Source organism: Bacteroidia bacterium, from assembly GCA_027493955.1.
GTDB lineage: Bacteria > Bacteroidota > Ignavibacteria > SZUA-365 > SZUA-365 > JAOSJT01.
In genome coordinates, this window is record JAOSJT010000001.1 from 3117496 (window position 1) to 3134068 (window position 16573).

Annotated in this window: 14 protein-coding genes; all 14 read right to left on the reverse strand. The window is 52.0% G+C overall.

Features of this window, described 5'->3' with window-relative positions:
• Positions 1-6: 6 nt before the first annotated feature.
• The 14 genes from M5R41_11880 to M5R41_11945 all read right to left on the reverse strand — a co-directional run bounded on the left by M5R41_11880 (position 7) and on the right by M5R41_11945 (position 16431).
• Complete coding sequence (locus M5R41_11880) at positions 7-729, reverse strand: glycosyltransferase family 2 protein (GenBank protein MCZ7557088.1); 723 nt, start codon at positions 727-729, stop codon at positions 7-9.
• A 14-nt stretch (positions 730-743) separates the two neighbouring features.
• A complete protein-coding gene (locus M5R41_11885) occupies positions 744-2003 on the reverse strand; it encodes a glycosyltransferase family 39 protein (protein MCZ7557089.1) in 1260 nt (419 codons plus the stop codon).
• Positions 2004-2008: 5 nt separating this feature from the next.
• The gene (locus M5R41_11890) at positions 2009-3832 is read right to left on the reverse strand and encodes a hypothetical protein (GenBank protein MCZ7557090.1); all 1824 of its coding nucleotides are present in this window, start codon (positions 3830-3832) and stop codon (positions 2009-2011) included.
• Positions 3833-4057: 225 nt separating this feature from the next.
• Complete coding sequence (locus M5R41_11895; GenBank protein MCZ7557091.1) at positions 4058-5107, reverse strand: glycosyltransferase family 4 protein; 1050 nt, start codon at positions 5105-5107, stop codon at positions 4058-4060.
• Complete coding sequence (locus M5R41_11900; protein MCZ7557092.1) at positions 5104-6336, reverse strand: glycosyltransferase family 4 protein; 1233 nt, start codon at positions 6334-6336, stop codon at positions 5104-5106. Before M5R41_11900 ends, M5R41_11895 begins: the two co-directional genes overlap by 4 nt.
• A gap of 9 nt (positions 6337-6345) precedes the next feature.
• A complete protein-coding gene (locus tag M5R41_11905) occupies positions 6346-7107 on the reverse strand; it encodes a glycosyltransferase family 2 protein (protein MCZ7557093.1) in 762 nt (253 codons plus the stop codon).
• Complete coding sequence (locus tag M5R41_11910) at positions 7100-8479, reverse strand: hypothetical protein (GenBank protein MCZ7557094.1); 1380 nt, start codon at positions 8477-8479, stop codon at positions 7100-7102. The genes M5R41_11905 and M5R41_11910 overlap by 8 nt, the downstream gene beginning before the upstream one ends.
• Before the next feature lies 1 nt (position 8480).
• The gene (locus tag M5R41_11915; GenBank protein MCZ7557095.1) at positions 8481-8777 is read right to left on the reverse strand and encodes an acyltransferase; all 297 of its coding nucleotides are present in this window, start codon (positions 8775-8777) and stop codon (positions 8481-8483) included.
• A 260-nt stretch (positions 8778-9037) separates the two neighbouring features.
• Positions 9038-10234 (reverse strand): glycosyltransferase family 4 protein, encoded by a 1197-nt coding sequence (locus tag M5R41_11920; GenBank protein MCZ7557096.1) that lies wholly within the window; start codon positions 10232-10234, stop codon positions 9038-9040.
• A complete protein-coding gene (locus M5R41_11925) occupies positions 10231-11139 on the reverse strand; it encodes a glycosyltransferase (GenBank protein ID MCZ7557097.1) in 909 nt (302 codons plus the stop codon). The genes M5R41_11920 and M5R41_11925 overlap by 4 nt, the downstream gene beginning before the upstream one ends.
• The gene (locus M5R41_11930) at positions 11136-12932 is read right to left on the reverse strand and encodes a phospholipid carrier-dependent glycosyltransferase (GenBank protein ID MCZ7557098.1); all 1797 of its coding nucleotides are present in this window, start codon (positions 12930-12932) and stop codon (positions 11136-11138) included. The genes M5R41_11925 and M5R41_11930 overlap by 4 nt, the downstream gene beginning before the upstream one ends.
• Positions 12929-14041 (reverse strand): glycosyltransferase family 4 protein, encoded by a 1113-nt coding sequence (locus M5R41_11935; protein ID MCZ7557099.1) that lies wholly within the window; start codon positions 14039-14041, stop codon positions 12929-12931. Before M5R41_11935 ends, M5R41_11930 begins: the two co-directional genes overlap by 4 nt.
• A gap of 2 nt (positions 14042-14043) precedes the next feature.
• Complete coding sequence (locus M5R41_11940; protein ID MCZ7557100.1) at positions 14044-15210, reverse strand: glycosyltransferase family 4 protein; 1167 nt, start codon at positions 15208-15210, stop codon at positions 14044-14046.
• A gap of 12 nt (positions 15211-15222) precedes the next feature.
• A complete protein-coding gene (locus M5R41_11945) occupies positions 15223-16431 on the reverse strand; it encodes a glycosyltransferase family 4 protein (protein MCZ7557101.1) in 1209 nt (402 codons plus the stop codon).
• Positions 16432-16573: the final 142 nt, after the last annotated feature.

Below are 16573 nucleotides of genomic sequence, written 5' to 3' on the forward strand. Positions count from 1 at the left end.
GCCTGTTCAGCGGAAAATATTATACTTGACAATACACCAAAGCGCCCGCACACCGTCTCTCCAGCCGATCTTCTTCCCTTCTTCGTAAGTCCTTCCGTAATAGCTGATTCCGACTTCGTAAATTCGGCAGCGCTGTTTCGCAATTTTGGCGGTGATTTCCGGTTCGAAGCCGAAACGGTTCTCTTCTATGCGAATCTTGTCAATGATTTCCTTGCGAAACACCTTGTAGCAGGTTTCCATGTCGGAGAGGTTTAAATCTGTAAAGACATTCGACAACGTGGTCAGAAAGCGATTCCCGAGATAATGCCAAAAATACAGGACACGATGTTCCCCTACGGGCAGAAAACGTGAACCATACACCACATCCGCCTTCCCTTCCAGAATCGGTTTGAGCAAGCGAGGATACTCCGACGGACTGTACTCGAGGTCGGCATCCTGTATCAACACAATGTCGCCCCGTGCGTGAGAAAATCCCGTTCTGAGAGCCGCACCCTTTCCTTGATTCTTGTCATGAGAAAACACTCTTGTCTCCTCATCCGCAAGCGATGCCAAAATCGGACCGGTATCATCCGTCGAACAATCGTCAACAAGGATCAGCTCGCGCAGGCAACGCGAGGGGAGTGCGGCATGTCGTACCGTCTCCACCAGCTCGCGAACGGTTGCTTGCTCATTGTAACAGGGGATGACGATAGTCACCAAAGTGCGCAACGGTACTTGCTCTGTACTCACTTACAACTCATGATTTATTGCCCTGGTATGTATGGTGCGACCGCCTCAAGCGGTTGCTCGTCCTTAGAATAGATTGCCGGAAGGAACACGAAGAGAAGAGTGATTGCCGGCACCATGTATCGCACTATTGACAGCACGAGAAAGGTCATGCCCCAGAAGTAGACAAATATGAGGGGAATTATGAACAGCGACTCCGAAATACATTGAATACCAGAGCTTCGGAAATGACGGTAAACACCCCACACAAGGGGAAGCAGAAACACGAGCTGTATCAGAATCATCAGCGTTTCGTTTCTGCCGCTATCCGTTCCGTACAAACTTCGTACTATTTTCATTCCGGCAAGCTGCAGCGTTTCCATTGGATACTCGACCGCCAGCCGCAGCACAGTGGAGGTGATTTCAGGTACAGACTGCATTGTCGCTTGCTCAGCCGCATAGCGGAGCATCAATGATCTTACGCCCTCTGGTACATGCACTGCTTCCCTGTACGAAAGCTTCTCTACGCCAAAGGTCAGGCCATCCCGTATGCTCGCTACGGCGTTTCCTCCAGGCAACAGACGTGGCTGACCATAGGAGGACGTCCAGGCCAGATTGGGGAGAAGGCACAGGACAACGAACAGAAGCAACACCGACGCAGCTTTGATCCTTGCGGGGAATGCCCATTTACGCAGGACAAGCAAATGCAGTACAAACACGAAGGGGAGTGCTACCGCTATGGGCCGCAACAACATGCTCACACTGAGCAGGAGTGACGCAGCGAACAGATATGCCCATCTGACGGAAGCGTCCTCCACAGCCCGTACATACGACAACACCGCCAACACGAGTGCGAGGACAAACGGCGTTTCACTCAATGGCTGCAGCAGTAAGCTGGCCGTCAACGGATACGCAAGCCAGAGCAGGGCTGCGAGCAATGCTGAAATTTTTCCGAACAACCCGATTGCAAGCTGGAAAAGCACCACAGCGGAAAATCCGAGCATCAAGGCGAGGATGCAGGAGAACAGTTGATCGAAGGGAAGACCAAAAGAATCCGACAACCCTATCGTCGCGGCGATGATGAAGGGAAAACCCGGGGCCATCGACGAGAACTCACCATCGAGCATAAAGCCCTTCCCCTGTGCCAGACTCTGACCCAATGGGAGAGAATACCCCACATAATCCGAAGATTCACCGCCCCAGCGAGCGGAAATTCCTGTAACGTCAAAAGCGATGACCGTTACAAGCGGCACAAGCAACAGTACACAGACAATCGCCCAGACTGGTAACCGTCTCAACCACATCACCGGTACAAAGTCTGAAAGATATTCATGTGAACATCCGGCTGCGTTACGCAGAGAATAATGTCCTTCCCTGCCAGGGAGAGCCGATACACATGCCCTACCGCGGGCCACAGTGATCCCGGATACGCGAGACTGCCGGTCACCACCGGCCTCTTGCTCCAGGTGTACCAGCGCTCTGAATTCTGCAGACCACGACTGAAGCGATCAGCAAAGGAATTACCCGACATCGCTCCGAGGCGGAGTTCCCGTTCTTCCCCATCGACAGAGACAAACCCTATTACTGTGCCCGGCGGCAAATCCTGCCCGCAACGCAGCATGAAGAAGATTTCCCGTGACGATGCACCCGTGTCAAGACGCAAGCTATCCCCGATACGCAGCGGGGTGAAACCCGGCAAGGTCAGGCCTTTGTGATGAATCGGGAAGACGAGATCGCGATACATGATTTCCGGTGGCCGGGGAATAAATCCCGGATTCTCACCGGTAATGCGTTTCTCGTATCGGTATGCATACGTCGGGTACACGCCGCTGCTCCAGACACTGCGATACCCATGTTGTCGCAACACTTCCAGGCCGGCGGACAGAGCATGCAGCTTGCCCGTGCTGGCAACGCCACTGTTCCAGTTCTGCTCCATGGAAAGTGCCTGATAGGATTTCCAGTCATTCAGCACAAGGAACAGCTCACCGGGCAAGTTCAGGTCCGCCCCCCCGTAAGCAAACTCATCCAGTGACAGAATGCGGGCACTCTCCCCGTCTTCTCCCAAGTAAAAGCGAAACGTCTTGTCCGCGCGACCATCCAGGACGATCACGCCGCCATGTGCCACAGCGCGCCGTCCCTCTTCCGCGATGGCCGGCCAATCCGCTCGCGCGACGTTGAAGTCGAAGAAGAGACCGTAGAGCACAGGGAGCAATGGGAGATAGACGATATACCGCCGCCATCGCGAAACCGACGGTGGAGACCAGGACAGAAGCAACAGGAAATACGGCAACGCGAAAATCGCATGTTTGGACTCGAACTGTGTAGACCCCGGCAAGGTCAGAGGCTCAAGAAACAAGTACATGCCGAAAAATGGGATGAAACCCGCTGTACAGAGAAAGACGAACATTGCGCGGTTTTCCCGCCAGATCTGCAAGAGTTTCCACAGCAGGAACAAGAGGAGCAATGCGAACACCGATATGACAAAGCCATTCTCCGTGGGCGTCAGTTCTGTGCCGAAAAAGAACTGGAACACAGCATACACGGGCTTGATGAGCAGGGAGAGAGAGAAGCCACGCATTTGCATACCCGTGGCGTGCATGTCCGAAGCGAGCATGGGAAGCAATGCTCCCATAATATCTCCCCAGTACAGCAGCAACGGTGTTGCCAGTACGACCGTACTCAGAATGAGCAGGGACCTCTGCTTTCTCGGTGCACGTGACAGCTCCGTCAGAATAAAAAACACGGCCAGCTGCCAGAACAGAAACATGTGCAGAAAGGGCGCGGTCAACAAGAGCAGCAGTACTTTCTTTCGTTTGTACACACCGCGCACATGATCGACGTACAGCGTCCCGAAGATGACAAATGCCGCCAGCACGTAAAAGGAATAGTAACGGAACAATTGCTCCTGATAAAGGGCAAAGCTGGAACAGACGAGGTAGCAGATACCGAAGTACAGGTACCGATTGTATGCCTCGTCTTTCGTGCGAGAAATACCCAGCGAGAGGTACAATATCGTGGCGAGGATGCAAAGCAGACCGATCTGCCGATACAGCAGATAGTTTTCGGCATTCACGTCACCAAGAAACTGACGTAACAGGAATACCGCCGCAGTATATGGCAAAGCCATGATACTGCTCCCCCTCCCAGTGTACCACTCATCGCCACCCCAGGGAAGTTTAACGCTGTAGAGCAAAGCAAGAATACTGTGCCCGGACAGTAGCAATAATCCGAGAACGATGACAGGTGTTGATTGCCGTTTCAATGTAACACCGTGAAATCGATAATTAACATAATGGTGTAATCAGAGACTATTGCCCGTAGACAAGCGCAGGGAAGGGATGAGTATGCAGCATCAACCACGAATTGATGAGTCACAGAGTTTCTTGATTATGTTGGTGAGTTCAACAGTGCGTTTTTGCATAGAAAAGGACGATGTTACCCACTCAGCTCCTGCCTTACGCTGCTCGTCATTCGCGGCATGCGCCTGAAGCAAAGCCACGGATAAGGCCGCATGATCGTGGAGGTCCACGATTACACCGTGCTCTCCCACGACTTCCGGAAGTGAAGCCGCATTGCTTACCAGGGGTCTGCATCCCGCCGTCATGGCTTCGGCCACACTCAAACCGAAGCCCTCGTGCAAGGACAACTGCACATACACAGAGGCCTGCGCGTAATAGTCATGCAATTCCCGCTCGCCGACGAATCCGGCGAAATATACATTGTCCCCCGCTTCGGCCCTGAGTGTCTCTATACTGTCGTCCTGCCATTTCCCTACCAGCACGAAGTTCCAATCCGGCAGTTCCCCGGCCAGACGTACGAAAGGCAGTAATCCCTTGCGATGAAGATTTTCGCGCCAGACTCCGCCGACGGTCAGTGCAAGTTTCTCTTTTGCTGCATGCGGTGTAAACGCAACAGCATGAACACCATGATACACCACATCTATACATGACGACTCCAGCCCGTCTATGGCTGCGGCTTCGCGGTAAGCGGCTTCCGAGTTTACTATCAGCCGGGTTGCATTCCGCAACACGGTATTTGCGAGCCACTTTCTGATCCCTCCACGTTGCGAGCCATAATTGGCTTCGGGTACATTGGCAGTGTCATAGCCGCCGGTGACAAGCACCGAGGGCTTACGCAAGCAGTGCGCGAACAGTACCGGCAGCAATGTATGCCAGCTTGCGAACCAGCAGAACACCACGTCCGAGTTTCGCACATGCGTAAAGAGCCGTAGCGGACGGATAACGAATGGTGAAGGAACGTACAACTCCTCCACAGCGAATTCCGCCGAAAGGATCTCCAAATCGTCCCTGACGAAGCTTGTGCGCGCATTGTGGACAAAAAGGATCTTCTTGCGACTACCTGCCCTGGTACTGTCTCCTCCTCCCTTTTTCCACTTCTTCATCGCAGTACCGACAGCAACACCTGTTCGCATTTCCCTGCATATTCCGGCAACGCGAAGTGACGAAGGGCCATATTACGTGCCGCCTCTCCCATTGCCTTGCGGTGCGCGGCATCGCTCAGCAGAGATTCCAGCGCTGTCGCGAGGGAAGCTACGTCGCCCACCGGCACGGTAAGCAGACCTGTGCCTGCATCCGCGATTTCCGTCACGCCGTCTATGGCAAAACCCACTGCGGGCAGACCGCTGGCCAGAGCGCAAAGCAAGGCCAGGGGACTGGTGTCCTTTTCCAGAGCAGGGTAGGCAAAAATGTCCATGGCGCGATACAGATCCGGCAGATCGCTTCTGTAACCGGTGAAATGAATGCGCTGCGCGTAGTCACTTCTCAGCGCTGTCGCCTGCAAGTCGCGCATATACTGTTCTCCATCGAACAGGGGCCCGCCCACAAACAGCAGCTGCGCATCCCGATGGCGCCCCGCCAAAAGCAAAAAGGCCTCCAGTAAGGCGGCCTGACCCTTCCATGGCGTGACACGGGCGACATGACCAATGCACAGCGCGTGTTCCGGTATACCCAGTTCACCGCGTGTCTGCGGCGAGTTACCCGGCTCAAACAACCCGGTATCCACACCATTCAGTATCATTTCCGTACGCCCACGTATTCGCTGGGAGTATTGCCCCGCGATAGCCCGGCCGTCCGCGATAAGCTTTGTAGCGAAGCAAGCAGCCAGCAAATCCATGATTCGTACGTTGATGCCGGCATGCCGCTCGGAAATCACATCCTGTACATGCCACACGCAGGGGATGCGGGCTATCCACGCAGCCAGACCGCCCAGTAAATGCGACTGCAGTCCTTTGCTATACAGCACTTCCGCGCGCAGCGTACGCAGTAAACGAACAAGCGCGGGAAGCGCCGTTACAAGCGCCAGGGCATTGCGCAACCAGGCCAGAGGCGCGGGTCTGCGTTGCAAGCCGTCGGTCCAGCGGCTGGTGGATGCGAGGGGTCTCATGGGGAGCAGTTGAAAGGCAAGACCCAGTTTTCCCAGCTCCTGTGTCAGCGGCCCCTCTAGCGGGAGCACAACAACAACATCCCAAACGGTGCGGTCCAGACAGCGCAACAAATTGAGCGTGCTGTGCTGAACACCGCCCATATCCGCGCTGCATTCCAGCACGCAGAGGCGGTGCGGGGTGGGGTTATGCGTCATGGTATCGTTTTTTCCCCTGTAGAGACGTTGCATGCAACGTCTCTACGGCGTGGGATGATCATCTGTGTGCTCGAGGAGCTTGGCGATGCGCACCATGTCGTAAAACGCGGCGTACATTGCCAGAACCACGCCGCGCCAGCCGTCGCGTATGCCGCCCCGCCAGAAGGCGCGATAGGCAAATACCAGCGGCGGATGCCACAGCAGGCGATGCGGCGCAATGGCTTTCCCGGTCTTCAGCCACTCATCGCGCTCGTAATTCGTGTAGCGATCGAGATTGGAGAGTTGTTTCGCTATGCCGGGCATACCATGATGGATGATATGACCGCGAAGGGTGCCGATTTCTCCATCCACTATCACCTGGGCATGCACTTCCCGCTCGGACCAGCGGCAGCGCTTTGTTCGCAGCAACCGCGTCTGATAGTCGGGATAGAGTCCACCGTGGCGTAACCAATGCGGGCCGTAATGGTTCTTCCTGGGTAAGCGAAAAGCTGAGATCTCGCTACCTGCATTGGCGATTACAGCGAGAATTTCATTCTCCAGTCCCGACTCCATCGCTTCATCCGTGTCGATCTGAAAAACCCACTCCGTTCGTATGAGATCGAGCGCCCTATTCTTCTGACGTGATGAATTCTCATATTCATGTTGCAACACCTGAGCACCCAGGGACACGGCCGCCTCTCCACTACCGTCCTCACTGAAGCTGTCCACCACAAACACGGCATCGGCCCATGAGCAGGTGGGGATAAGTGCTTCCAGATAGGCCCTGTTGTTCCTGCATGGGATGAGAACGGTCAGGTCAGGCATTCGCCTCATATCGGTCATGATAGAGATGGTATTCAGACAGCAGCCAGGTGAACCATGCCGGGAGCGCATACTGTATGATCCACGTGACTCCACCGAAAGAGAAGAGCATAATATTCGTAATCATGAAGCCGACATAGGTCAGCCAGCGAAACTGCTCACTCCGTTCGCAGCGCTTCGCTTTGATAAGCAGCCTGATGGTTGTCGTGAGCAGCAGCGACAGAAACAGAAGTGCCGGGATTACCCCTAATTCCGCTCCTATTGAAAGTATATCACTATGCACCCACCCGGCATGCGCCCAGCCTCTCCCGAGCGGCTGCTCGACCATGGAATTCACCGCATTACTCATGCGCTCGGCCCTGTCGGCACCACTCGAGTCTAGCCATCGTGTATCTTGACGGCCGAATTGATCGGTATCGTGAAGGAAATAGAATGATTCCATGCGCTTTACACCCTCTTCCGGAGCATAGGAAAGCAGAGCGATGAAAACCGGGATGGCAATCATCGCCTTCCAAGCGCCGAGCCGTACGTATAAGGCCACACTGGAAATCAACAATATTGCGATCCATATATTTCGTGTGCCGCTGATATATATGGCATACAGTTGAATCGCAGCGGAGGCGAGGAGAAGAAGGCGATCTCTACTACTTCTCACTTCACCCCAGAGAAACCAGTGAGACTGGAAACAAAGCGTGAGCACAAGCACAGCCATTGTCGCGCCCCAGAAACTAAACAGACCCCTATTGAATCCATCGCTGTACGAAGAACCCGCCGCGAACATACCAAGATTGTATTCCAGAATACCCGGGATCGCTATTAGAAGACCGGCTATCATGAGGGACCACATAATACCGGACGTAATTTGCTTCTGATGGAATATTCTCGGCAGAAGTATGGTCATAGGAATGAGAATGAGGAAATTCTTCATAACCATAATTGCACTTTGCAATGAAATACCATTCAACATCGCAATTACCAATCCGTATAAACTGATACCCGCAATAAAAAGTCTTCTTGTGCTCATTTTCTTGAGGAAGCCCGGATGCAGCGCAGAGGAGGCAACCGGTATATCACCGCGTATCCAGAGCACGATGAGAAGCAGCGGAATGATATCAAGCATGTGCAGCATATACCCGCCCCCGATAGAGAACGCCCTGTATCCGGCCGCGAACCATAGAACCAGTCCGTAGGTGCTGTACTCCGCAACACTACGTTTGAAAAACAGCAGATATGTCACTGTTACGAAGCCGGCAGTAATGAATACCGCATTCGTACCAAAGTAATGGTTGATGAACACCGCCAACAGTACAAGGGCAATAATGCCCCATGGCTTACGGTTCTGCGAAATTGATGCAGTCTGAACAATTGTTGTCATGTCAGGACTTTCCCAATTCTTTCGCAGGCACGCCCGCTACAATGGTTTCTGCCGCGACGTCTCTCCGGACCAATGAAGCTGCACCAACGATAGCTCGCTTACCAATGGTGACGCCTTGCAGCACAGTGACGTTTACCCCCAGATAGGCCCCTGCAGCAATACAAACTGAGCCGGAAGTCGGAGGAATTTTCGTCGATGAAAGCGGACTTTCACCCGCGTCCGTATGCGTGACCAGCATGACGCGATGCGACAACGTGGCATTGTCCTCGATGCAGAGTGGCGCCTGGAGATCGAACATGCAGTCACGACCGATAAATACATGAGAACCTATGTCCAGATTTACGAGCATTGATCTGGAATGTAGTCCATAGTTATGGACAGTCAACGGAGCCTTTATCCGAACGCTGTTCCCGATGCTCGCGCCATGCCGCCTGAGCAGCTGCGGCATGTATCGCATCGGCACAATCCTTAGCAAGACATTCAACCCTTCACCTCCGTAGCAGGAAACCAGAAGGTGATCGAGGAGAACAAGCGTCAAGTTGAGAGCTGCGTGAAACATTAACACTCTGAAGAAGTCACTTGTCCGGAGGTAATATCCATAAATAATGATTTGTACCGCGAGACGAATAACTCAACTGAGTACTTCGCTGCACAAAAACGATTATGCTCCCCCATGACTCGCCAGGAAGCGCGCTGAGCGAACATTTCGCGAATGCCATCACGCAAACCATCCACAGAAGGGTTCGCACATATCAACTCACAATCCCTTCCTAATTCTGCAAATCCCCCTACATCCGTAAGCAGTACAGGTTTCCCACATGACATCGCCTCAAGAGCAGCAACACCGAATGGCTCGATGCGTGAAGGGAAAATTGCGAATTCGCAGATCTTCAATAGCGCGAATATTTCCTGGCGCCTCAATGGTCCTGTGAAAATCACAAGCTGAGCCACTCCGGACTCTGCCGCAATGGTCTTCAGAAGTGTTTCTTCCGGTCCCGAACCCGCTATAACAAGCGGAGGAATGCCCCTATCTTGTTGGGCCACCGCGGCATACGCTTTTATGAGCATGTCGATGCCCTTCTTGCCCGTGAAACGACCGTAGGAAAGTATAAAAGGCGGCTGTATCACCGCTGTAAAAGTTGGCTTTGAGTTCCGGACCTCCGGTTCGCGAACTCCATTTGCGATTACTGCGATATTTTTTAAAGCCGGGAAGTGAGTGAGCACTTCATCGTGCATATACCTGCTGCAGACAACGACAGCTTCACTGTCGGCCAATAAACTGCGCAAGTGCTCAAACTGACAGACAATATCCTCGTTTTCATACCTTCTCGTACTGCTGTAGCGTTGAATGTCATCTCCGTGAAGAGAGGTGACAACGCAGTAGCGTCTGAATAGCTTTCTCAATCGCGCATAGAAGCGCAACTGATGGTCGGGAAAATGAATGTTGACGATATGTGGCGAGTAAAACAGAAGAATCAAAAAAAGTACAAGTGTACTGAAATAAGATATGAAGGTATATGCTACGAGACGGATAGAAGATGTTGATAGTATCTTGTTGTACATCGCGAGTAATGGCAGACGAAGAACGGTGATACCATCTACTTTGTTATATATGCACAGCTGTCGGGGATACAGATTCGTCACTACAAGAATGCTGTCATGCTTCTCTCTTAACCCCTGGGTCAGATCGCTGAGCACCGTTTGCAGCCCTCCAATAACAGGAGCGTAGGATGATGAGAAAATCAGAATTCTCATGCAGTAGCCGTAGTCAGAGTGGAAATTTTCTGCCTCAGCATACCGAATCGCCAGAAAATCCCAATCACAAGCAACAAGGGAAACGCTACACAGGCTTGGCCTCTTGAACCCAATTTTCCGCTAAGTTGAGCTGCATCCAATACAACGCCAAGCACACATCTGCCGCACTTCAATAGCGCACGCCTTTCCCTCCATGACCGGGGATAAATGCTGTACATGGCAGGCCATTTCCTCCTCACAAGGTAGTAGGCACGGCCATACATATAATGCTGACGCAGTACTCCTCTGAGCGTTGGCCGATGATAATGCCACACCTTCATTGACGGATCGAATACGACCTCGTAGCCGGCAAGCAGCACACGCCAGTTGTAATCCACATCCTCGCCACGGAAGAGCCGCACATCCTGCATGCCGATCTCGTCCAGCACGCTTTTCTTGTAGGAAATATTTACGCCCGGTAAGGTGCGGACAACGGTTCTGCTCGTCCAGGAGGGAAAGGTTATGAGATCGGCAATGCGACCGACAAGGCCATGGACGTTACGCCCGTACACCGCACCGCCTATGGCACCGGCATCCGGCAATTCTTCATGCAAGGCCTTGATGCGCGTGATCCAATCCGGAAACACCTCTGCATCGTCGTCGGTCATAGCGATGATGTCTCCGCTGCATGCGTTCAGGCCCAGGTTCCTGCTCGTGGCCAGATTGATGTTGCTCGTTTTTAGATGCCTGATATGAACATCAGTGCCCTCTCTGAACTCATCCAGAACATGATCGGCTCTGTCATCCCCGCCATTGACCAGCACCAATTCGTCCGGCCTTTCCTCCGCATCCACCAGTACGGATTGCAGGGCCTTTCGCAGCAGTTCATGGCGGTTGTATGTGCAGATCAGCACGCTGACTGTCATGGCCGTGCTTCATACATATACAAACGTGGTCCCCTGCTGCTGCCCTTTTCTGCCTTGAGGGTTCTGCGCAATTGGTACTGCGCCGTCAGTATGCGGCGTCGTTCGTCCGAGGGAGCTATGATATCCGGGAGATCCCGCAGGACGATGTAGCGATAGCGCCGGCTTTCCAATTCTTCAACAGACATATCCATAAGCACGGAAGATGAGCTTGTTCGTACGCTCCCAAAGACCGGGACGAAGGCCAGATCCAGTGTTTTATCGTCCAGGGCAATGTCGGCGCCCTCGGCTCCCTGCTGCAACAACCACTCGAGGGCCAGTGAACGCGTGTCGGATACGCGAAGCTGCGAGATGTACCCGCTGCTTGCCAGTACCGGCACGAGCGGGAGAGCCATGGAAGCCAGGAAGATGGTGTACCGCAGCGTCCTGAAACGACTCTGATACAGCACGCAGAGCGGATACAGCGCAATGATGAGCAGCAGGGGCAGCAAGGGCAGCGCGTATCGCACCGCCTGATTGCCCCACGAGCTTATCACCATGCCATAGAGCAGCACAGTAGCGAGTAGCGACAGCAAATACCATTGTCTACGGAGCACCGCAAGAACCGCCCCCGCAGGTAGCAGAAGCAGAAACACATAGCCGGCGCTGGCACGCAACCAATCGAGGTAAAAAGACAATGAGGCGAAAGCGAGCTTTTCCGGTGCAAACATCTCATGGACTTCGCCGCCTACAGGATAATGTGCCGCGGAGCCGATATTCATGTGACGATATTCGTACAGTATGTCGCGCAGCGCATGAGGCCAGTCCAGCAGGTCGAAAGGTGACGACAGAATAAACACTAAAAACGGCAGGAGCAGCAGGAGCAAATAGCGGGGATGATGCAGCCGGTGCAGCGAATGCGACGATGGCAGCCGCCGGAAAGCCATACTCAGCATGAATAGCGCAACTGAAGCAACGAGTCCCGCGATACCCACACGCACGACAAATGCTTCGTACTCCGTTTCGACTATACCGTCGGTGGTATATGCCGCGGCATACTGCAAGAGCCCGGAACGAAGTATCAGCAGAAGGAGTCCGATAATGAGAGCCAGCATCGACAAAACCCCTGCTACGCGGACTGCATTTTTCCGACGTGTTGAAGCGTGCGGATCAACCATGCTCCGCAGACTGAACCACGACCCGGCCGCGAATAGAGGTAGAAAGAATATGGCGGAGTATTTCGTACTCATAGCCAGTCCCAGCGCCATCCCGGCGAAACTGAGTAAGCGCCATCGGGACTTCCTCGCTTGCTCCTTTCCCATATCCTGTTGTTCGTAGCTCTGCGCACGAAGCAACAAGAGCAGCATGATTAACACCCAAAACAGCAGAGGTACATCCACCGTCGCATAACGGGACAATTCCAGATGCGTTGGATGCAGTGCCAGAAATACGGCACCCGCCAATGCCGGAAGTACAGAGTACAGCGAACGGAGAAGAAAAAACAACAACACTGCCGTGCCCGCACCCATCAAGGCGTTTAAAACGCGTGCATGCAGATAGCGATACGGCCCGTCAAGTGACTCTCCACTGATGGCGACAGGGAGATATGTTGCTGCAAGCAGGTATATTTGCAGCGACGGGTAACGGAAGAAATGCGGATTCAGGTCTGCCCCCAGCATGCGATAGGCATTTTCCACCTGAGAGGCCTCATCCGCCGGGAAGCGCTGGGGCAGTCCCCAATCAACATAGTATAGACGCGGAAGCAGAGCCAGAAGGAAGCAGATTCCTGCAAGAGCCAGAATGTGGCCCCGCTTCATGTGAACACCCTCTCCATGTATTGCTTCGCGATATGTTCCCAGGTATGCTCTGCGAGTATGTGTTCTCTCCCGGCCTCGCCCATGCTGCGGCGTCTTTCGGGGTCATTCAACAAGAAAGAAATTGCATGTATAACCTCCTCGGTGTTCTCCTCGTCAACCTGCAATCCCCATTCGGGACGAATAAGCTCGTCAAAGGGCCGATGCCTGGATGCAATAACAGGTGTACCGCAGGAGAGTGACTCTAATGCAACGAGGGAAGATGCTTCGCCACGGCTCAGTATCAGCATCAGCTCGGCGGCCTGATAGTAGGTAGTAGTATCTGTTCGGGCCGCAAGGAAGTGTACATTCGCATGCACTCCGATCTCCACTGCGAGTCTCTGCAGGGCCTCACGATACGGACCATCGCCGACCACGACATAGTGCAAGCCGGACCAAAGTTTCAAAAGTGCAGGCAGTGCGCGAAGGACCCACTGTACACCCTTGCGTTCCTCAAGGGCGCTCACTGTTATAAGAAAGCGTGCGTCTTTTTTCAATCCCAAAGCAGCTACAAGACGACTATGAGCAGAGGAGTCAGGGGAAAAGCTAACAGTATCGACGCCGTGTGAGATCACTATCGGAGTGCCATTCGTGAACCTTCTGGCCTCCTCGGCAACAAAGGCGCTGACAGCAATAACATTAGTCGCGTGCTTGAATAGACCTTTTGATCGTAACGTGTGATAGCGATGCGGGACCTGTGAGTATGGAAAATGTAAAACCACGGAATACGGTACTGATATACGAAGTAATCTCAGTATGTTGAATGCCTGCGACTCCCCATAATCGGCAAAATGAATGAGAATGTGATTATACTTGCAGCGGAGAATAGATTTAATGTACGAAGGGAATGCGAACCATGAAGTAAAATACCTTCGTGCAGGAACGGATATAATTTGCACATGTCTATTTTCTTCACCCCATCGTACTGGCTCGGGCATCTGCCAGGTTAAAACACTTACATCCATCCCCTCATGCACGAGCGCGGTAGCCAGATTCATTGTATAGCGCTCTATCCCCCGAGCGAACTTGTATATAAAGGGATGAATAAATGTTATACGCGTGCCGGAGTGCATCATTATGATAACAGACTTCTCAGTTGTATACCTATTTTCTCCCAAGTATAGGAATTTGCGATAACTTCACTGGATCTTGCCGCCCGATATAACGTCATGTCATTTCCTTGAAGACAAGACGAGACCGCTGCGGCGAATGCGAGCGGTGTGTCGGCTAAGAAGATGGTGTTCTCATGCTGAATACCCGATGCACCGAAAGTAGTCGAAACTGTCGGGATGCCGTACGCCATCGCCTCAAGCAGTTTGAGCCGTGAGCCACCACCACTTAATACTGGTATGATGCAGCAAGCTGCGTTAAGGTATTGGCACGATAGATCATCAACTTGTCCGATCTGCATGACTCCTGAAACATCTCCTAAACGTAGATTACTGCTGCCCTTACCCACTATGCGGAGAACAGCTGAAGGTTGCACTTTGAGAACTTCATGCCATGCATGTTCCAGAAACCATTGAAGGCCTTCTCTGTTCGGACCATAATCGAAGTTTGCTACCATTAAAACGGATAGATTATCACCGTTACTCCATCGTTTCACAGGCGTACTTGCGCCATTCGGCAGCACGTGGATTGGTATACCTGAGATGGTCCTACTTAATGCAGACAACTCATCCACAGTCGGTACAAAGATCAACGATGCCTGACGGAGAACTCGATGTTCCAATCTCCTCGAAAGAATCCCGTCTTTCAGATATATCCAGTAATATGGGCGGAATATTGATATTTGCTGACGTCGCGCGGCATGTATAGTTGCGTAGTAATCGTAAACATCTATCGCAGCCCTGTATTTCATTCCCTTGATCGGCAGCACACTCGCAGTTAATTGGCTTACGAAATAGATAGTATCGTAGGGTCCGTTCTCAATCCACTCACGCCGGATCGCATCCCGTAATATTGTTGTCTCGATCGCGCTGAACCCCGGGGCTTTCGTGTTCAGCAGGCGGCGGAAAACGCTATTATTTTTGTTGCTGGGTGTAAAAAAAGGGACACGGGTAAGATTTTCATCACTAACTGTTGGAAGCACACGACGATCTGCTGGTTCCTGAGCAGCGATTACCGTAACATCAAATTGCTTTCTTAACTCCTGATATAGTTTGGTACTCCGCAACGCAGCACCGCTATAAGGCAAAGCATCATGGAATGGTGTGACGTATAAAATACGCTTATGAGGCAAACCTTCGACCGCTCAGCCAGCGACTTCTTTATAAAATCGTAACATTTGCTCTGCGACAACAGGTGCGTCGAATAGCCTGCATTGGTCAATCGTACGCGCCGCCAGCTCCGACCTCAATGCTGTATCTTGCACGAGGTGTACCAGTGCTTCAGCAAGAGCACCTGCATCACCAGGCGGTACAAGGAGTGCCGCATCTCCCACAGTCTCCGGAATTCCGCCAATCGAAGATGTGACTACAGGTAAACCTGCCGCTAAGGCTTGTGCACATGTATAAGAAAAGCTCTCATACAGAATGGATGGTATTACCGCGATGTCGGCCTTCGCATACTCAGAAAGGATCGATTCGTGGTCAATTTCACCCAGGAAGCTGACTTTTGCAGATACTCCAGTATTTTTGAAGTACTGGGTCATGCGTGTCATCCAGGTCGAACCCGAATGATCCGGCCTGTCTGGCCCCACAAATACAAACTCTACATTCTGACAATATAAAATGACTTCGGGCACCGCTCTCATTAGTATTTCGATTCCTTTTGTCCTGTCGAGACGACCGACATGAAGGATTCGCACCAATGAATTTCTCTTCTCCTTGCTCGCTCTTATTGAGGAATATTCCTGTACATTGAGAGCATTTGGAATCACGCGGATCGTACCTGGAGTAAGGTGCAACTCTGATTCGATCAAAGAGGCCATGTCCCTTGAAGGTGCGCTTAATGCATCCGCTTGATACATGCAGAATTTTTCACGATTGGAAGTCATCTCCCAATCTACAGGGAATTCATTTTTGCCGTAATACTTTTGGAGAACAAACGTCGGAGTATGGCAACGCACAATGACGGGTATGGTACGTCCCGTATTCAAATAAATATATGCCTCCGCATTAACCTCTGCAAACTCTACAATTGATATTTTTCCTTCAACCTCGAGCTCCCTCAGTCGCGCATTCAGGCGTTTGCTGTAAATATATTGATCCAATGATCTAACACGTGCACGTAACACCGGTAGTCGAGCTGTAATTCCTCTTTCGCGAACAAGCTCACGGTATACGGCAACATTTAAATCATTTTGCGTTTCCGGATCCCTCTTTGAGTATCGCGCGGCGAGAACTGTTACTGAATTCCCGCGATTGACAAGTTCCCGACCAAGATCCCGTTGGTAAGCGGCGACACCCCCAAAACCGGAGTATGGCGGATACCATCTATTTGCTAAAATAATATTTAACACAAGATATATTTTCTTTACATACTCAGCTAATTACGTAGTATTTCTTATTAGTATTGCGTAGACAATACACATCTTGAAATTTTAAGTTATACTGAAATATTTATATTTTATCATCGGTGATTTATTTCACTAGGTTCACAGC